Source organism: Acinetobacter sp. ATCC 27244, from assembly GCF_000156555.1.
In the GTDB taxonomy this organism is placed as follows: Bacteria; Pseudomonadota; Gammaproteobacteria; order Pseudomonadales; family Moraxellaceae; genus Acinetobacter; species Acinetobacter haemolyticus.
On record NZ_GG665949.1, the window covers coordinates 179,633 to 198,826 of the forward strand.

Annotated in this window: 16 protein-coding genes; 11 read left to right on the plus strand and 5 right to left on the minus strand. The window is 39.2% G+C overall.

The annotated features are described in order from the left end of the window. Nucleotides 1-142: 142 nt before the first annotated feature. Nucleotides 143-1,231: a DUF389 domain-containing protein gene (locus HMPREF0023_RS00785; RefSeq protein ID WP_005081876.1), complete on the plus strand. Its 1,089-nt coding sequence runs from the start codon at nucleotides 143-145 to the stop codon at nucleotides 1,229-1,231. Nucleotides 1,232-1,253: 22 nt separating this feature from the next. Here HMPREF0023_RS00785 and fabR read toward each other — a convergent pair whose 3' ends face one another. Continuing rightward, nucleotides 1,254-1,949 carry an HTH-type transcriptional repressor FabR gene (fabR, locus tag HMPREF0023_RS00790; protein ID WP_004638372.1) on the minus strand — a complete coding sequence of 232 codons (696 nt, stop codon included), beginning with the start codon at nucleotides 1,947-1,949 and terminating at the stop codon, nucleotides 1,254-1,256. A 140-nt stretch (nucleotides 1,950-2,089) separates the two neighbouring features. On the opposite strand from fabR, the gene HMPREF0023_RS00795 reads away from it, so the two are divergent. Beyond that, entirely contained in the window at nucleotides 2,090-3,157 is a 1,068-nt protein-coding gene (locus HMPREF0023_RS00795; RefSeq protein WP_005091110.1) for a ferredoxin reductase, read from the plus strand. A 14-nt stretch (nucleotides 3,158-3,171) separates the two neighbouring features. Continuing rightward, the gene (locus HMPREF0023_RS00800) at nucleotides 3,172-4,266 is read left to right on the plus strand and encodes a fatty acid desaturase family protein (protein WP_005091108.1); all 1,095 of its coding nucleotides are present in this window, start codon (nucleotides 3,172-3,174) and stop codon (nucleotides 4,264-4,266) included. A gap of 47 nt (nucleotides 4,267-4,313) precedes the next feature. Here the strand turns inward: HMPREF0023_RS00800 and HMPREF0023_RS00805 are convergent, their stop codons facing one another. Further along, nucleotides 4,314-4,781 (minus strand): hotdog fold domain-containing protein, encoded by a 468-nt coding sequence (locus HMPREF0023_RS00805; RefSeq protein ID WP_005091106.1) that lies wholly within the window; start codon nucleotides 4,779-4,781, stop codon nucleotides 4,314-4,316. Nucleotides 4,782-4,895: 114 nt separating this feature from the next. Here HMPREF0023_RS00805 and HMPREF0023_RS00810 point away from each other — a divergent pair, with 114 nt between their 5' ends. Both HMPREF0023_RS00810 and HMPREF0023_RS00815 read left to right on the plus strand, forming a co-directional pair. Continuing rightward, nucleotides 4,896-5,528: a TetR/AcrR family transcriptional regulator gene (locus tag HMPREF0023_RS00810; RefSeq protein WP_005091104.1), complete on the plus strand. Its 633-nt coding sequence runs from the start codon at nucleotides 4,896-4,898 to the stop codon at nucleotides 5,526-5,528. A 102-nt stretch (nucleotides 5,529-5,630) separates the two neighbouring features. Beyond that, nucleotides 5,631-6,092, plus strand: coding sequence for a GFA family protein (locus HMPREF0023_RS00815; protein ID WP_005091103.1), 462 nt, complete (start codon nucleotides 5,631-5,633; stop codon nucleotides 6,090-6,092). A 46-nt stretch (nucleotides 6,093-6,138) separates the two neighbouring features. Here HMPREF0023_RS00815 and HMPREF0023_RS00820 read toward each other — a convergent pair whose 3' ends face one another. Both HMPREF0023_RS00820 and HMPREF0023_RS00825 read right to left on the minus strand, forming a co-directional pair. Next, on the minus strand, nucleotides 6,139-8,349 hold the full coding sequence (locus tag HMPREF0023_RS00820) for a TonB-dependent receptor family protein (RefSeq protein WP_005091101.1): 2,211 nt from the start codon (nucleotides 8,347-8,349) through the stop codon (nucleotides 6,139-6,141). 165 nt (nucleotides 8,350-8,514) lie between these two features. Beyond that, entirely contained in the window at nucleotides 8,515-9,216 is a 702-nt protein-coding gene (locus HMPREF0023_RS00825; protein ID WP_008940926.1) for an SIMPL domain-containing protein, read from the minus strand. 467 nt (nucleotides 9,217-9,683) lie between these two features. On the opposite strand from HMPREF0023_RS00825, the gene HMPREF0023_RS00830 reads away from it, so the two are divergent. Then, nucleotides 9,684-11,054, plus strand: a complete 1,371-nt coding sequence (locus HMPREF0023_RS00830) for a diaminobutyrate--2-oxoglutarate transaminase (RefSeq protein WP_004638380.1) — start codon at nucleotides 9,684-9,686, stop codon at nucleotides 11,052-11,054. 3 nt (nucleotides 11,055-11,057) lie between these two features. Beyond that, nucleotides 11,058-12,590, plus strand: a complete 1,533-nt coding sequence (locus tag HMPREF0023_RS00835; protein ID WP_008940927.1) for a pyridoxal phosphate-dependent decarboxylase family protein — start codon at nucleotides 11,058-11,060, stop codon at nucleotides 12,588-12,590. 74 nt (nucleotides 12,591-12,664) lie between these two features. Here the strand turns inward: HMPREF0023_RS00835 and HMPREF0023_RS00840 are convergent, their stop codons facing one another. Beyond that, nucleotides 12,665-13,717: an aromatic ring-hydroxylating oxygenase subunit alpha gene (locus HMPREF0023_RS00840; protein ID WP_008940928.1), complete on the minus strand. Its 1,053-nt coding sequence runs from the start codon at nucleotides 13,715-13,717 to the stop codon at nucleotides 12,665-12,667. Nucleotides 13,718-14,268: 551 nt separating this feature from the next. Between HMPREF0023_RS00840 and HMPREF0023_RS00845 the strand changes: the two genes are divergently transcribed. The 4 genes from HMPREF0023_RS00845 to pstB all read left to right on the plus strand — a co-directional run bounded on the left by HMPREF0023_RS00845 (nucleotide 14,269) and on the right by pstB (nucleotide 19,098). Beyond that, nucleotides 14,269-15,300: a PstS family phosphate ABC transporter substrate-binding protein gene (locus HMPREF0023_RS00845; protein ID WP_005081897.1), complete on the plus strand. Its 1,032-nt coding sequence runs from the start codon at nucleotides 14,269-14,271 to the stop codon at nucleotides 15,298-15,300. A 98-nt stretch (nucleotides 15,301-15,398) separates the two neighbouring features. Then, nucleotides 15,399-16,778: a phosphate ABC transporter permease subunit PstC gene (pstC, locus tag HMPREF0023_RS00850; RefSeq protein ID WP_005081899.1), complete on the plus strand. Its 1,380-nt coding sequence runs from the start codon at nucleotides 15,399-15,401 to the stop codon at nucleotides 16,776-16,778. Further along, complete coding sequence (gene pstA / locus HMPREF0023_RS00855; protein ID WP_004638386.1) at nucleotides 16,775-18,172, plus strand: phosphate ABC transporter permease PstA; 1,398 nt, start codon at nucleotides 16,775-16,777, stop codon at nucleotides 18,170-18,172. The genes pstC and pstA overlap by 4 nt, the downstream gene beginning before the upstream one ends. Nucleotides 18,173-18,186: 14 nt before the next feature. Next, nucleotides 18,187-19,098, plus strand: coding sequence for a phosphate ABC transporter ATP-binding protein PstB (gene pstB, locus HMPREF0023_RS00860; protein WP_017394722.1), 912 nt, complete (start codon nucleotides 18,187-18,189; stop codon nucleotides 19,096-19,098). The last annotated feature ends 96 nt before the right edge of the window (nucleotides 19,099-19,194 follow it).

Here is a 19,194-nt window from a genome sequence, read left to right on the forward strand (position 1 = left end):
CCTTTTGTAATCAATGGTGAGTTTTAATATTTTTTTGAATAAATTACAGTGTCTTAAAGTAAAATGATTCGATTGAAATAAAGCCTTGGTTCTGCTGTGCTGAGCGTAGTGATTTTATTCTTTTAACAAAGAGATATAACAAATGGAAAATGAAAAAGATAAGCCAACCATTGTCATTAGTGATCATCCTGAACATAAGCGAATTGAGGTTTTAAAAGAAAAACTACGTTATAAGCAAGCCTTGCGAGAGAATTCTAAAAAGATTGACCATAAATTAGTGCGTTTAAATATTCAGGCAGATGCTTTACCTACGAAAACATTCTTTATTATGAATGCATTAGCTGCTGTCATTGCAGGCTATGGTTTGTTGGCTGATTCTTCGGCAGTTGTAATTGGGGCTATGCTTGTCGCAATGATGCTTGGGCCAATTTCAGCAATTGCATTGTCTCTGATTGATAATCGATGGATCTTGTTTATTACGGCACTTAAAACGTTGGTTCTAGGTGTGGTCATGATTTTTGGGATTGGTGTGATATTAGGACTGATCAATTTTAATATGGCGCTCACCCATGAAATATTATCTAGAACTCAACCCAATGTGATTGATTTAATGATTGCGTTGGCAGGTGGGGCTGCTGGTGCATTTGCAGCTGTTTCACCTCGACTCTCCGTGGCTGTCGTTGGTGTTGCTGTTGCAACGGCTTTAGTTCCGCCATTAGTTGCAAGTGGGATTTTATTGGCACATTTGGATTTTCGCCATTCCGCCAACGCCTTTTTATTGGCATTTACCAATATTGTGGCAATACAGATCAGTTCTTCATTGGTATTGTGGATTGCAGGTTTTAGAAGAGGTTCTGATGAGCAAGTACAGAGTAATGTATTAGAGTTTATAAAACGGAATATGGTGAGTTTACTGTGCTTGTTGGTACTGAGTGTTTATCTGACTGCAAATTTTTTACATATGATCAAAAAACAGATGTACGAAACAAAAGCGCGTACAGCTATTACCGAAGCTTTAAATAAAAATAATAATATTATCGACAAAATACAATTTGCTAATCAGACTCAATACACGTTAGTCCGTGTTGTCGTTGAAGGAGACACATTGCCAAATACTGCAGAAATAGAGAAATTAAACGCTATTTTACCGCGTGACTTAAAAAATATGCCTACTCTTGTACAGATAAGATTTATACCAGTACGGATTATTCAAGCGGGTGATCAACAATAATGTAAATTGTGATAGACATGGATTAACGAATACTGGCTTCATCCAAATGTCGAGCACCTTCTAAGATCATTCGAATCATGATCATAGTCTGTTCTGCAACCTCGGTTCGTTGTTCAACAGGGAGGTCGAGTACTTTAGCACCCATATTAAATACCAATTGAGTGATCGCTTTGGCTGCAATGTCGGCATGACTCATTTTACTATTATTCATTTGTTCTAAACGAATCAAATCTTCTTGTAATTCTTGTTGAAAGAAATTGAGTTGACGATCAACCGCAGCTTTATAAGAGGTTGAGCCAGTATAACTTTCACGTAGCAATAGACTGAGATTTCCTTCATCTGCATCTAATTGCTGAATGAAGACCTCGACAGAACTTCGGATAATACTTTGTTGTAAAACTGCTTTTAATCGAGCTTCACGAATAATTTTACGCAGAACCAAACCTGCACGATCAATTAATGCAATCGCAAGCTCGTCAATATCTTTAAAATGGCGATAGAAGCTATTGGGTGCAATACCTGCCTCACGTGCGATCTCTCGCAAACTCAATGAAGCAATGCTTTTTTGTGGACCGATCAGATTCAAAGTTGCTTGGAATAACTCTTCTCTTGTAATTGTTGCTTTTCTGCCTACTGAACGCACAGGAGCTTTCATTGGAATGACATCTTGGTCATTTAATGTGTCAGTGTTGAGTTGTGAAAAAGAAGAATGAACCATTGTTTTCAAAATATAAGTAAGCTAATTCAGAGTATAGCGGTTGTATTTGAAGTTGTGAAACATAAATTATTATACACATGTATATATACAAATAAATATACATGTGTATAATAACTACAAAACAACCAGAGTACCTGCTCATGTATGCAATCGAAAAGAGAAATTCTCTATTCAATTCATTGGCAAACAGCGTAATGAACAGCCATGATGCCAATTTTTGGTTACAGAAAATCAATCCATTGTGGTCTGTAAATCAACCTTTAGCCCAAATCGTAAAAAAACAAATAGTGGCAAAAGATACGGTCAGTCTAATTTTAAAATGCAATCGTCATGTTCAGCGCGGGAGGGCAGGACAACACCATCCGATTACGGTTGAAATTGCTGGACGTCATTACGAGCGTACTTATAGTTTGATGCAAGTGGATGCAGAACATCTTTGCTTGACGGTGAAAAAAGTTGATCAAGGTCTTGTTAGTTCATGGCTTGTTGAGAAATCACGAATAGGCGATATCGTTCGTTTAGGGCAACCTTATGGCGATATGCAACAGCATATTCAAAGTCCAAATTTATTGTTACTTGCAGCAGGCAGTGGCATCACACCGATGTTGAGTTTGATTGAAGCACTATGCCAATCTAAGCAATTGAATACAGTCAATGTTCAGTTAATGTACTGGGTTAAAACCTATGAAGATGCAGCATACGCTGAGTATTTAAAAGAAGTTTCAGAAAATTTTGCAAATTTCAGCTATCAAATTCTTTGTACGCAAGAGCAAGATCAGCGTTTAAATCAGAATCATGTTGATCAATTAACCAAGTTGAATCAAACCACAGTTTATGCATGTGGTCCTTCTGGCTTTGTGGCAATCGCAGAGACATTATTCGTAAATGCTGCATTCATCCAAACCGAAGCATTTAGCTTAAGTCAATTTGAACATGATGCGACAGATACGGGTTTTATTAATGTCACATTAACTCAGTCTAATAAGACTGTGGCAATTCCAAAAGGTCAATCGATCTTAGCCAGTTTAGAACAGCAAGGCATCAAGCCAAACCACGGTTGTCGTATGGGAATTTGTAATAAGTGTGCTTGTAATAAAGCGCAAGGTGCGACAAAAAATCTACTTAATGGTTCAGCCAATCATGAACCATCTCAGCTATTAAAAATTTGTGTAAATTCTGCTCAATCTGATCTTGTGATTGATCTATAAGCGAGAAAATGATTATGAACATGCCTGTTAAAATTCAATATTTTAAAAACCCTAAAAATCGTGATTTAACTGCCGCAGAGTTAGAAGCTTTTGCACGCGAATTGGATCAAATCAAACAAGATGTGTTAAATGATTTGGGCGAAAAAGATGCGAAATATATTCGTCGTGTTTATTCAACCATTCGCTATAGTAGCTTTTTAGGACGTGCACTGTTATTTGCAGGTTGGTTTCCGCCAGCATGGTTATTGGGAACAGGTTTATTAGGTTTTGCCAAGATCATGGAAAACATGGAGTTGGGACACAATGTCATGCATGGTCAGTATGACTGGATGAACGATCCTAAATTCAATGGTCAAACCTACGAATGGGATACGGTAGGGACTTCAGATAATTGGAGACAAACACATAATTACAAGCATCATACTTATACCAATATTAAAGGTATGGATGATGATGTTGGCTATGGCGTATTTCGCTTATTTCCAGAGCAGCGGTGGACGAAGTTCTCTGTGATTCAGCCATTATATATCTTGCCTTTCAGTCTGTTATTCCAATGGGGTGTCGCAATTCAAAATCTTGAATTAGGCAAACTCGTGTATAAGCGCAAAACTATGGATGAGTTTAAGCAGGAATGGCGACCTGTTAAAAAGAAAATAGGCAAACAATTATTTAAAGATTATGTATTTTTCCCATTGATTGCGGGGCCGTCGGCAATTCCTGTATTTGCAGGAAATTTGGTTGCCAATGGTATACGTAATGTTTGGACATTTAGTATTATTTTCTGTGGTCACTTTACCAAAGATGCAGAAGTTTTCCCGAAAACAGTTTTACAAAATGAAAGTCGTGGTCATTGGTATATGCGCCAAATTCGTGGGTCATCAAATCTCACGGGATCAGAGGCATTTCATATTTTAACAGGGCATCTCAGTCACCAGATTGAGCATCACCTATTCCCAGATATCCCTGCACGTCGTTATCGTGAAGTCGCACCAAAAGTAGAGGCTGTATGTAAAAAATATGGCCTAAATTACAATAATGCGAGTTTTGTAAAACAATTCGGTGAAGTGGTGGGTCGTATTTTTAAATATGCATTGCCATTTAAAAAATAATCTTTAAATGTGAAAAGCCCCGCACTTGTAGAGTTCGGGGGTTTTTTTTATTTTTTCTTTTTAGAAATCCACATTGTGATCTTTGCATGGAACACTTTTTCATTGGCTTTATCAAATACGTCAACATTCACAAGATATTCGCCCGCTTTGTCCCAATCATAATTTTCCTCAACAGGAGTGGCTATTGCGATTAGATCTGTTTCTGCTTTCTTTAAGTATTCAACTGTCATGCCTTTTGGTATCCAACGGTGGCTAGAAGGTACCGTAACTTCTGTCATCGTTCCGCCTGCTAATTCAGCCATGTTGCACATCGCAATCGCATGCACAGTACCAATATGATTGAGTACCGAACGCTTTTTCTTAATCGATATTTTGCAGTAATTTGGTTTTAGTTCTTCAAATAATGGAGCAATACTACTGAAATAGGGGGCTTTAAGACAAAGCATGCGTGTAAATGTCCATTTGCCAGCAGGAAAAGCAGAAGCTTTATTCCATAAGTCTAAAGTTGAAGCCATTTGATATTATCCTAATCAAACAAAATTTAATTCTTTTACAGAATATAATTCTGTTTACAAGTTGTGGTCAAGTCATACACAATAGTTCCGACGATCGGCGAACTTAAATTGAATATGGAAACGGCTCAGCAATTATTGGAAAGATTGTATCCTCAGCGGAGATCTTTATTAAAAAGACAGATATTGTTGGATGCATTGTCCTGTTTTCTTGACTATGGATTAGATGCAACCAGTATTGAGATGATTCGAGAAAAGTCTGAAAGTAGTGTAGGTGCGATTTATCATCATTTTAAAAATAAAGAGGGTGTGATTGCAGCATTGGTTTTTGCCGCTTTAGAAGATCAAGCTTGCTTACGAGATCGATATTTAGATGAGGCAAAATCACTACAAGATGTAATTTTTGCACTGATTTATAGCTACGTTGATTGGGTAGCAGATCAGCCAGAATTCGCAAAGTTTTTATTATTAGCGCATTTCAGTGTTATGCAAAGTGAATATAAACAGACATTAAGCGATAAAAATAAAACAAGAAATCAAAATATTATGGCTCATGTTTCACGACACGCTGATTTTGAATCATTAAAAAAAATACCGATTGAATTGATGATGTCATTGGTGATTGGTGCATCAGAAAGTTATTGCCGCGCTTGGTTATCCAAAAAAGTGGTTGCTGATCCCAAAATGTATCGGGAAGTGCTAGCAAGAGCTGCGTGGGATTCTTTGCAGAATCTTGCTAAAGATGCATAAAACAAAGATGGGTTTGTTTTAGTTGTGAATTCTACTGTGGATTAAGAAAAGTTATACATCCTAGTAATATGCCGATACACCTAAACCATGAGGATAAAAAAGATGACATTAATGAATCAAAATAAACTATTTACAGGTGCTTGTTTGTGCGGGGAAGTCGGTTTTGAATTCCATTTAGAAAAAATAAAAATGATTTATCATTGTTTTTGTAGTTTATGTCGTAAGCAATCTGGGGCAGGCGTCAATGCGGCAACCTTTGTGCAAGCTTCTTCTTTTCATTGGCGACGTGGACGGCAATTGATTCAGACCTTTAGTAAGAAGACAGGATTTACGAATTGCTTTTGTCGTCAATGTGGTTCACCTGTTCCAAATACATTGGCTCACAATCCGAACATTGTTTGGATCCCTTTGGGGCTGATTCAGGAGGATTTTGTGCCTGAGCAAGTACTAAATTTTTGTATGAAATCAAAAGCCAGCTGGACAACTTCTGATGTGCCATTAGTTTTATTTGACGAGTTACCAAATCGTATGGAGTTGCAACACTATTTTGAATTAAATCAATAAAAAAGCAGAAAACATGGTTTCTGCTTTTCTTAATTTAAGTACTTATTTAGAAGTCAAAAGATGTTTGTAAGAAGAAAGTACGCGGCTGTCCAACATATTTACCGCCCGTTGAGTCAGATGAACGAGTAAAGTATTGCTTATCGAATACATTCTTCACACCTCCAGCAACTTTTAAACCTTTTAGCTGATAGCTAAAATCATAGCCCGCTCTTACTGCAAATGTTGAATAACCTGGGATGTCGCCAATACGACCATCTGCGGTTTCTTGTGTTTGATAAACATTACCAGAACCCGGAGCATGTTGTTTTGATTGTGCGAACATGTCTGCATTAATTGACCACTGATCAACTTGATACGCTAAACCGAGGTTACCTAAGTGTCGTGAATAATAGGGTAAATCTTTGCCTTCAAACTTGCCTGCTTCTGAGGTTGCTTTGGTAAAGGTATAGTTTCCGTAAACTTTCAGCCCCTCTAAAGCATCTGCGAGTTGACCAAAATCATAACTAAGCCCAGTTTCTATCCCTTTATGACTAGTGGCGCCTAAATCTGTCCAAATCCCTGTACCGATATTGTCTGGACGTTCCAAGAAAAGTTCTTTATCAAAGTCCAAGTAGAATAAGGTGAGCTCAGCACTTAAGCCATTACCTAAATATTTGGTGCCGATTTCATAGTTTTTCGACTTCTCTGGATGTAAGCCATCAAGTGTCGAGAATGCTGTATTTTTACCATCAACGGTTTTCGTCGTGACTAGTTGATTGTATTGTTGTGGTCCAAATGAAATACCGGCATTGGCAAAGATATTCCAGTTTTCATTGGCTTTATAAAGTACTGAAAGACTTGGTAAAAACTCTTCTGATTTGATTTTTGGATAGATTGTGTTGGTTGGTATGCCGTTGTTATATGCGGTGAAGTTATTATGTGTGTCAATTGATTCAAATCGAATGCCTGGGGTGATCACCCAATTGCCGATACCAAAGCGGTTATCAATATAAATTGCATGTGCTTTGGTACCGCCTTCACTGGTTGTGTTTGCGATAGATTTACCAGGAGATCCTGTAACTGTGTCATATTGCGCTCGTCCTGAAAATTCAGAGCTTTCTTCTTGCAAATAACGATAACCCACGGTCACTTCGTTATCCATACTTGCACATTGATAAGCACGTGAGTAACGTGGCTCAATACCAAAGTATTTGTAATCACGCGGTGAACTGCTGAGTGTGCTTATGCCTTTATTGCCAATTGATTCTAAATCACTAGTACGAAATGAATCAACGTAATAGCCCAAAAGTTCAAAGTTGTTCAGTTCATCTTTATGGCTATATTTCACAGAAATATCTGACCGTCGACCTGCGAAATAATTGCGACTTTGATTAGATTGATAAGGATTTTCTACAAACTTTTCGGCACTTAACCCTTCAGGCATTTCTCCGTGCCCTTCATAGTGATGTAAGTTAATGGCAATTTGATCTTGGTCAGTCCATTGATAAGCTGTTTTCAACATAACATCATCAATGTCAATTTTATTATTGGCTTCTCGATAACCGTCACCTTTTGTACCTGAATAGAGCAGGGCTAAGCCTAAGCCATTATCTAAAGTACCACCAATAAATATGTGAGGTGTGTATTTAAGTTGATCAGTCCCTGTTGCAAACTCTGTGGTTAGGCCAATCGAGCCTGAAAACTCTTGTGGAATGCTGCGCGTTGTAAAGTTTATGATTCCACCCACGTTTTGTGGCCCAAAACGAACAGAACCTGCACCACGAACCACATCTACAGATTCAATATTACCCATTGATACTGGGGCTAAAGATAATTGTGGTTGACCGTAAGGAGCGACTGCAAGTGGAACACCATCCATTAATACAGTTGAGCGAGGTGATAGACGTGAGGTTAAACCACGAACACCAATATTTAATGAAACATCACTTCCTCCAGTACCATTGCTGTCTTGAACTTGGACGCCAGGAATTTGTTTTAAAGCATCACGAATAGAGGTTGTTGCGATTTCATCGAGTCGGTTTCGGTCGACAATTGTACGTGCACCAGCATGGTGTTGTACTTTTTCAGCATTGGCATTTTCTAGCCAATTACCTTGAGCTTGTAGTGTAATTGTAGGTAGCTGTTGAGTTTCAATAGATGATATTTCATTTGCAAAAGAGATTTGAGCAATTCCACTCAATATCGAGGTGACTGCAAAACTTAGAAACTTCGGTTGAAATTTTAACTTAAAGATTGTTGTGTGGGATATAGATTTCATAAAACGATAAAATGGTTTAAATTTCTCGCATCTTACTGGTTGATTCGCAAAATTTAAATAAGAATTATTATCAATTATAGCTATCGTTTATCCTAACTTAATTGTTTTTTACATGGTTTATCTGAAAAAACCGCGCATTGGCGCGGTTTTGGACTGAAGCAATACTTATTTAAACTGAATACTCCCATTCGCATTGACCGTAATTTTTGATTCACCTGCTGCCATATCTTGAGCAGGGGCAGCTTCTGCCATCGCAAATTTAGCCATCCCACCACGCATCACAGGTTGAGGGAAATAGTTGCTGGTATTCAAGTTTAAACTGACCAAATTATATTGAGCTTTGTTCCATGCTTGAGTAATGGCTTGTGCTCGTTGTTGGAAATTTTTAGATGCTTCAATCATCAACTCATTTTCAACTTTTTTACGTTGTTCATCTGAAACAGTAAAGTTGATGGATTGAGTTTGGAAATTTTGTTGTAACTCACTAATGAGCTGGCTAGCTGCTTTAAAATCTTTACTTTCCAGTTGAATTTCGGCACGAGCACGCCATTCTTTCAATTTTCTACTGTCATTGTCGTAGATTGGGTAGGTACTTTGAGCGCCAGTTTCAACTTTAACTTGAGTGTATTTGCGAGCAATTGCTTGTGCTTGATTCATCAATTGGTTGATTTGATTAGAGAGTTCAGCAGGCTGCTTGTGGCTTTTTTCAATATAAAGCACGGCGCGCATTTCATCATTTGCAACTTGTCGCGAAGCATCTGCTTGAATGTTAATGATGTTGTAGTTTAGTTTTTCTGTTTCATGGGCAAAAAGTGTAGGACTCAATGTTGCTCCAAGTATCATGGTTGAGAGAGCTAGAGTGCGCATAAAAAATTCCTTAGAATTTGGTACTGAAGATTTATTTTTTCAACTTTGATATTAAAAAGAAGTCGTGAGTAACATCAGCATATTTTGTGGTGTATTTGTAATAACTTAGTGTGATCTTGCAACTGAGAAATAAAATAAAAAATATTTAAAAATCAGTTGTATATATTGTGCAATTTGACCATTTATCTAAAAATAAATTTCATATTAAAAAAAGCTTACTTTCTTTCTCTTGTCACATAGTATGATGATAATCCATCATACTTAATTGAAAGAATTTTTTTTTCAATAATATTAGATGAATCTAAGACATAAAATTGTTTATTTTCTTTGAAAATTAGGTATCATCTCGCTCCTAGTTGAAAGATATAAAATTTTGTGTCTGCGCTAGATTCAAACAAGCACCGAGTCAAAGGACCAAAAGTCACCAGACTTATTTCTTTTACCCATATCAGAGATGGTAATTCGATATGAGCGTTACTTCCGTAAATCCTGCCGCTAATGCAACCAACGAATATTATTTGACTCGCCAAAGTCAAATGGAATCGAATGTTCGTAGTTATCCTCGTAAACTACCGTTGGCAATTGCAAAAGCACAAGGCTGCTGGGTTACTGATGTTGAAGGTACAGAGTACCTTGATTGTTTAGCTGGGGCAGGAACATTGGCTTTAGGTCATAATCATCCTGCGGTGATTCAAAGTATTCAAGATACATTGGCAAGCGGTTTGCCATTGCATACTTTAGACTTAACGACTCCTTTAAAAGATGCGTTTACAGAAGCACTTTTGGCACACTTGCCGGGTGGTAAAGAAGAATATTGCCTACAGTTCTGTGGTCCGTCTGGTGCAGATGCGACTGAGGCAGCAATTAAACTTGCAAAAACTTTTACTGGTCGCAGTTCAGTGATCAGCTTCTCTGGCGGTTATCATGGTATGACTCACGGCTCATTAGCAATGACAGGTAATTTGTCTGCTAAAAATGCTGTGAATGGTTTAATGCCTGGTGTCCAATTCATGCCATATCCGCATGAATACCGTTGCCCACTTGGTTTAGGTGGTGAGGCTGGTGTTGATGCATTAACGTATTTCTTTGAAAACTTCATTGAAGATGTTGAAAGCGGTGTAACAAAGCCAGCTGCTGTCATTCTAGAAGCAATTCAGGGTGAAGGTGGTGTGGTAACTGCGCCAGCGAAATGGCTACAAAAAATTCGTGAAGTGACTGAAAAGCACAATATCGTTTTAATTTTGGACGAAGTTCAAGCTGGTTTCGCACGTTCAGGAAAAATGTTTGCCTTTGAACATGCTGGGATTGAGCCTGATGTTGTGGTGATGTCAAAAGCTGTTGGTGGTGGTCTTCCATTAGCTGTGCTTGGTATTAAGCGTAAGTTTGATGCTTGGCAGCCAGCAGGTCACACGGGTACTTTCCGTGGTAACCAATTGGCGATGGGCACAGGCCTAATGGTTTTGAAAACCATTAAAGAGCAAAATCTTGCGCAAAATGCACAAGAGCGTGGTGATTTCTTACAAGCAGAGTTTAAGAAACTTGCACAAGAATTCCCATGTATTGGTAATGTGCGTGGTCGTGGCCTAATGATCGGCGTTGAAATCGTCGATGAGCGTAAACCAGCAGACCATATGGGTTCGCTTCCTGCTGATGCACAATTAGCTGCGGCAATTCAAACTGCATGTTTCAACAATAAGCTATTGTTGGAAAAAGGTGGTCGCAACGGTACAGTTATTCGTTTACTTTGCCCGTTGATTATCAACCAAGATGAATGTGTTGAAGTGATTGCACGTTTCAAAAAGGCAGTTGCGGAAGCACTCAAAGCAGTACGAGGCTAAACCATGGTTGATTTTGCAGAACATCGTAAAGCGTTACTCTGCAATGATGCTCAATCTATTGCTGACTATCAGTCAGCAATGGGCGAGGCGGTACAAGCCGTTTCAGCATGGTTGCAAAACGATAAAATGTATACAGGTGGTAGCATTAAAGATTTGCGTGTAGCAATATCTTTTAATCCATCGAAAGAAGGTTTAGGCGTACAGCAGTCTTTGCAGCGTATGGTTGAGTTATTTCTCAACAAAAGCTTAAAAGTACATCATCCGCATTCACTGGCACATTTGCATTGCCCAACGATGGTGATGAGCCAAATTGCGGAAGTGTTAATCAATGCGACTAACCAATCAATGGACTCATGGGACCAAAGCCCAGCAGGTTCATTGATGGAAGTTCAGTTGATTGATTGGCTACGCCAAAAAGTTGGCTATGGTGCAGGTCAAGCAGGTGTGTTTACTTCAGGTGGAACACAGTCTAACTTGATGGGTGTATTGCTTGCGCGTGACTGGTGCATTTCGAAAAACTGGAAAGACGAAAATGGTAAACCATGGTCTGTTCAGCGTGATGGTATCCCAGCCGAGGCGATGAAAAACGTCAAAGTGATTTGTTCTGAAAATGCACACTTTTCTGTGCAAAAGAACATGGCAATGATGGGCATGGGTTTCCAATCAGTTGTCACTGTTCCTGTGAATGAAAATGCACAGATGGATGTTGATGCGCTAGAAAAAACCATGGCACATCTTCAATCAGAAGGCAAAATCGTCGCTTGTGTAGTTGCAACAGCGGGTACGACAGATGCTGGTGCGATTGATCCACTCAAGAAAATCCGTGAAATTACCACCAAATATGGTTCATGGATGCACATTGATGCAGCTTGGGGCGGTGCACTGATTCTTTCAAATGACCATCGTGCAATGCTTGATGGAATTGAATTATCAGACTCAATCACGCTTGATTTCCATAAGCACTATTTCCAAAGCATTAGCTGTGGCGCTTTCTTGTTGAAAGACGAAGCAAACTATCGTTTTATGCATTATGAAGCAGAGTACTTGAACTCTGCTTATGATGAAGAACATGGTGTACCTAACCTTGTGTCTAAATCTTTACAAACGACTCGTCGTTTTGATGCATTGAAATTGTGGATGACGGTTGAGGCATTAGGTGAAGAGCTTTATGGTTCAATGATCGATCACGGCGTGAAATTAACACGTGAAGTTGCAGACTATATCAAATCAACAGATGATCTTGAGCTGTTAGTTGAACCGCAGTTTGCGTCAGTGCTGTTCCGTGTCGTGCCAGAAGGTTATCCTGCTGAGTTTGTTGATAGCTTGAATCAAAACGTTGCAGATGAATTGTTTGCACGTGGTGAGGCGAATATTGGTGTGACCAAAGTGGGTAATGTTCAATCTTTGAAGATGACCACATTAAGTCCTGTTGCAACGCTTGAAAACGTACAGAACTTGCTTGCACTTGTGCTTGCAGAAGCTGATCGAATCAAAGACTCAATTGTTGAAGGTACTTATGTACCACCAATTGTATAGTTGCAGTTTGGTTTACTAATAAAAACGAGGTCTTTAAAGACCTCGTTTTTATTTATGAATGTTCGAAAATAAAGTCAGGCAGCAAAAATTGGACTAAATCCCATTTTTCGGAGCAGTTTACGGTACATGCTAGAACTACGATCTGCTGGGAAATGTGCTTCCATAGATAGGTCTAGTGGTAGATATTCAGGTTTTTGTGTTTCAACAATGAGGCGATCTTCTTCAAAAATTTCTAAATTGAATTTATAAGCCTCTTCGACAGGTAAGTCTTTATCATAGTTACGGCAGATTGGTGCAAATAAACGCGTTTGACGCGCAGACACAGGACTAGCAGCATTCATAATCACTTGCTTGCTATCATTCGGAAAGTGGATCGTCAGTGTTGCAGTAAAGGGGAGGCTGATTTCAAAATGCCTTAACCACTGAAAGCCTTCTTGTCCACGCTGATCCATACCAATCGGGTAACGACCAACACAACTGATATAATCGGCATCAAAACCGTAGGTTGTCTCTGTCGTCGTGTAATCTGGTACTTCAACATTATCTGGGTCTCCAAAAGTATCAGGATGTACCCAAGCAAAATGAGCCACATCAATAAAACCTTCAAGCTGTCTTCCTGCAAAACAATTGAGTTCTACAGACGGACAGACCAATTGTTGAAAGTCAGAATGATCCCAATAAGGCATTTGTGGAATGGTGGGTAACGCATCTTTATTTGCCGTGAGATTGCACCAGATCAGCCCATATTTCTCGATAGCAGCATATGTCTTTAAATGAAAGCGTTCAGATATTTTGTGTTCTGGGTGCGCGGGAATCCGATTACATTTTCCATTTTCACCAAAACGTAAACCGTGATAGCGACAGACGACACCAAGACCATCATTACGGCCTAAACTCAAGGGAACACCACGGTGTGGACAGGCATCTTTGGCAACTATAAGCTGATCAGACATTTTGTAAATCACCAATGGCATATCCAGTAATTTAGCGGCCGTAGGTTGTTCGCTAATGTCACGTGCTAAAGCAATTGGATACCAATGTTGGGCAAGTAAATGCCAATCATGCTCTGAAAATGTCATGTGAATGGGTAAATCAGGATTGAAGGTCGCGATGGCTTTAGTATTCATGATCTCTTCTTTCTATTCGTTTAAATTGAATATAGATCAATACACTGTTCGAATAAATTTCAATAAACTGAATGATGTGTTGATACTTTTAGAACACGACTTAGATTTAGATGAATCCATTTGGATGATCATAGTTCACTCTAAGCTATTATGATGTCTAAGTTTAAGAGCAAGGGCTATGGTGAGGTGTCGATGTTTAATCACTCTGTCATATGATTGAATCGGCAAAATGCTTGAAATTTTACTCAGCATAGCTTTTTTACAATCAAAGATGATTTTGTTCTAAAAAATTAAATATAAGTTGCATTAAATGAATTAAATATTACAATTTTAATGATACCTGTTTAGGCTATAAGGATATTTTCAATTCTTTTAGTTATTGATATTTAATAATATTTAATTAAATTTGATGCGATACATCAATTATCATCAAAGCGTCACAAAGTTGTAACTTATTTGTCATATTATCTAATCAAAATGCAGTTAACCAAAGTACAACACTTGAATTTAAAAGAGTTGTAAATCAAATTGTATAAATGAGAGAAAACAATATGCGCTTAAATCCACGTAATCTCGCAATTGCATTAGCTGTAACTGGGGCAACTGTAGCAACGACTGCAAACGCAGCTCGTGATACGATCCAAATTGCTGGTTCTTCAACTGTCTTGCCTTTTGCAAGTATTGTAGCGGAAGAGTTTGGTAACACTTTCCCACAATTTAAAACACCTGTAGTTGGTTCTGGTGGTTCTTCAGGTGGTTTGAAACAGTTCTGTCAAGGTGTAGGTGATAACACGATTGATATCGCGAACTCTTCACGCCCAATGCGTAGTAGCGAAGTACCTACATGTGCAAAAGCAGGTGTAAATAAGATTCAAGAAATCAAAATTGGTTATGACGGTATTGTTTTCGCGTCAAACATTAATAAAGCAGCATATAAATTAAAACCTTACCATGTATTTACAGCGATTGCTGCTGAATTACCATCAAATGGTAAGATGGTTCCAAACCCATATACACATTGGAACCAAATTGATAAATCACTTCCAAATGAGCCAATTACTTTAGTTATTCCTGGTTCAAACCACGGTACGCGTGAAGTTTTCCAAGAGAAAATGGTAGATGCAGGCTGTGAAGCTTATGAATACATCAAAAACTTAGATAAAGATGCTCAAAAGAAAGCATGTACGACATTCCGTCAAGGTGGTCGAGTTATTGAAATTGCGGGTGACTATACAGAAACACTTGCACGTTTAAGAACAACTCCAAGTGCTGTAGGTGTGTTTGGTTTGAGCTTCTATGATCAAAACCGTGACAAGCTTCGTGTGGCAACTGTAAACAATGTTGTGCCATCAGAAGCAACGATTTTAAGTGGTAAATACCCAGTATCTCGTCCTTTATACTTCTATGTAAAAGGCGAACACTTAAACTCAATTAAAGGTTTACCGCAATACGTTGAGTTCTTCTTGAATAAAAGAACTTCAGGTAAAGGTTCTAAGTTAGAGCGTGCTGGTTTAATCCCACTATCTGATTCAGAGCGCGCAAAAATCCTTGCTGATTTTAAAGCAGGTAAAGTGTTTAAATAATATCGAGTAAATCGGGCTGGTGATATTCATATCATCAGCCTTTTTTATCAGGCTAAGTTTTTTCAGATGAAAACAATCGAGAAAACAGTGGAGATCGCATGAATCTGCTAATTATCGGTGTGTTGTTGGCCCTAGTGGCAATCGCATATCAAATTGGGTTACGTAAAAGTCGTAATCTGGCAGGTAAGGGGAATAACTCGGCTTTATTGCATTCGCGTCCGGGCTATTATGGTGCTATGGTTGCGTTATGGTGTGGTATTCCAGCCTTTTTAATTCTGTTAATTTGGAACATGGTTGAACCAACTATATTAAAACAAATTGTATTTAATCATATTCCTGCCGCAGTGAATGCGAACCTAGATGAAAGTAGTCGTTCAGTTTTATTTAGTCGTGTACAAGCGATTGCTTCAGGTTTTGGGGTAACTGATCAAGCTGCAGCTTATGAGCTTGCCGCAGCTAAAGAGTTGGCTAAATTTCAGAGTGTTGGTACTTTTGCTAAAGTTGCAGTGGTGATTAGTGCTGCATTGGCGGGTCTAGCTTGGGCAAAGAAAACAATCAGTCAACAATACCGAGCGCGTAATCAAGTTGAACGTGCGATTAATGTCGGTCTAATCTTATGTTCCAGTGTGGCGATTTTAACCACGATTGGAATCGTATTGTCGATGTTCAGTGAAGCTTTACGCTTCTTTAATTTTGTTAGTCCATTCGATTTCTTTTTTGGTACTGTGTGGCAGCCTGGATTCAGTCAGGTTGGTGAGGCAACTGGCAGTTACGGTTTACTCCCATTGCTTTGGGGTACGTTAATGGTCAGTGGGGTCGCTCTTTTGGTTGCGGTGCCTGTTGGATTAATGATTGCGATTTATTTGGCTGAATATGCTCCACCGCGATTACGTGCATGGGCGAAACCAACGATTGAGGTTTTGGCAGGTATCCCAACGATTGTGTATGGTGTATTTGCGTTAATGATCATCGGTCCATTCTTTAAAATGTTTGGGGATGCGATTGGGTTAAACATCAATGCAACGAGTGCTCTGACTGCTGGCTTTGTTATGGGGATTATGATTATCCCATTTGTGTCTTCTTTATCGGATGACATCATTACACAAGTGCCGAGATCATTGCGTGATGGTTCTTTGGGCTTAGGTGCGACTAAATCAGAAACGATTCGTCGAGTGGTAATGCCCGCTGCGCTACCAGGGATTGTTGGTGCATTCTTACTGGCTGCTTCGCGTGCGATTGGTGAAACCATGATCGTGGTGTTAGCTGCAGGTAATAGCCCAGTTTTACATGCGAATCCATTCGAAGCTGTTGCTACGGTTACGATGACGATTGTGACGCAGTTAACCGGGGATTCTGACTTTGCAAGCCCACAAGCACTTGTGGCATTTGCACTTGGTTTGACCTTATTTGTAATTACATTGGGTCTCAACATTATTGCACTGTACATTGTACGTAAATATCGTGAGCAATACGAATGACTTCATCCAATACATCTCCTGTGGATCAGAGTCCTGCATTTGATCCGCAAGCAGCGCAAGAATTACGTGCAGAGCGTAGAGCAAGAATTCAAAAGTCACTTGCAAAACGTCATCGTAAAGAAAAGACATTTCGTTTCTTAGGGTTTTCAGCAGTGATGCTTGGCTTAGCATTTGTTGCATTGCTCTTTGTAAGTATTTTATCGAAAGGTCTACCTGCATTCTGGCAAAACACAATCACTATTCCTGTATATTTTGACCCTGCAATTATTGATGCGGGTGCGCCACCAAAGCGTCAAGCAGGGGAAACACCTGCTCGTTTCCAAGAAAGATATGTTGAGTGGCAAACGCAAATGGGAATGGCAGACTGGGATGCTTTAATCACGAATGCGATTGTTAAAAAAGATCCTGCGGTTGCGCCACAGCGTGATGAATTGATTGGGATTTATACTAGTTCAGAATCTTATCGATTACGTGATATGGTATTTGCTAATCCATCATTGATTGGTAAAACTCAAGATATTAAGATCTTAGCAGATGCCAATATTGATGTCTGGTTGGCAGGTAATATTGATCGCTCTCTCCCAGATGAACAGCAACAATTAAGTCCTGAATTACGTCAGCTAGCTGATCAGTTAAAAGCAGATGGTGTGATCAAAAATACTTTTAATACTGACTTTTTTGTAAATCCTGATTCGCGTAGTTCTCCTGCAACCAGTGGTTTAGCGGGTGCATTCATGGGCTCGTTGTTTATGATGCTCATCGTGATCTTGATTTCGATTCCAATTGGTGTTGCAAGTGCGGTTTACTTAGAAGAGTTTGCACCAAAGAATGTGATGACTGATATTATTGAAGTCAACATCAACAACTTGGCAGCAGTACCTTCGATTGTATTCGGTTTATTAGGTGCAGCAATCTTTATTGGCTGGATGCATTTACCAATCTCAGCACCATTAGTGGGTGGTTTGGTATTAAGTTTAATGACACTTCCAACAGTGATTATTACAACACGCGCATCACTAAAAGCCGTTCCTCCTTCGATTCGTCAAGCTGCTCTAGGTTTAGGCGCATCAAGAGTTCAAACCGTTTTCCATCATGTTTTACCGTTGGCTTTGCCAGGTATTTTGACGGGAGCAATTATTGGTGTTGCACAGGCACTAGGTGAGACAGCACCACTCTTGTTAATTGGTATGAGTGCTTTCGTCGCGAGTGTGCCAGCTTCGCCATTGGATCAATCTACAGCATTACCTGTACAAATTTTCTTATGGCAGGGCAATGAGCTACGTAACTTCTTCGAAGGACGTACCGCAGCGGCGATTATTGTGCTGCTTGCCCTGATGATTGGTTTAAACAGTCTTGCAATTTGGTTACGTAAGAAATTTGAAGTACGTTGGTAATCGGAGATAACATGATGAATACTATTGATACCACGAACTCCTTAGAAAAGGATAAATCAGTGAATCCACAGCAAACTCAATTTACATCGTCGGAAACACCAGCTCAGCAGGAAACAGCGTTTGTTGCACAGTTTGAAACTTCTGCCAAAGCAAAAAATCCGTCGCATGGTGATGTAAAGATCAGTACTCAAGATGTGCATGTGTACTATGGTGAGACTGAAGCGATTAAAGGCATCGATTTAGATATTTACCAAAATGAAGTCATCGCATTTATTGGTCCATCAGGGTGTGGTAAATCAACCTTTCTTCGTACCTTGAACCGTATGAATGACACGATTGACATTTGTCGTGTCACAGGCAAGGTGACTTTGGATAGCCAAGATATCTATGATCCAAACTTAGATGTTGTATTATTGCGTGCACAAGTGGGTATGGTATTCCAAAAACCAAACCCATTCCCAAAGTCAATTTTTGACAATGTTGCTTATGGTCCAAAATTACATGGATTGGCTCGTAATAAATATGATCTAGAAGAGATCGTCGAAAATAGCTTGCGTAAGGCGGGTCTATGGGATGAGGTTAAAGATCGTTTGAATCAACCTGGTACAGGTTTATCTGGCGGTCAACAACAGCGTTTATGTATTGCACGTACGATTGCGGTCAGCCCAGAAGTCATTTTGATGGATGAGCCATGTTCAGCACTTGATCCAATTGCGACTGCAAAGATTGAGGAGTTAATTTCTGAACTTTCTGAGCAATATACTATTGCAATCGTGACCCACTCGATGCAGCAAGCAGCACGTGTTTCTGATCGTACAGCGTATTTCCACTTGGGTGATTTGATCGAAGTAAACTCAACTGAAAAAGTGTTTACCCAGCCTGATCATCAACTCACAGAAGCCTATATTACGGGGCGTTTCGGTTAATATCGAACTGTATTTATAAAAGAGCCTGCGGGCTCTTTTTTATTGATTCAGAGATTCTATTGTTTAAATATAACCTGTTTGGGTTGAGATAGAATC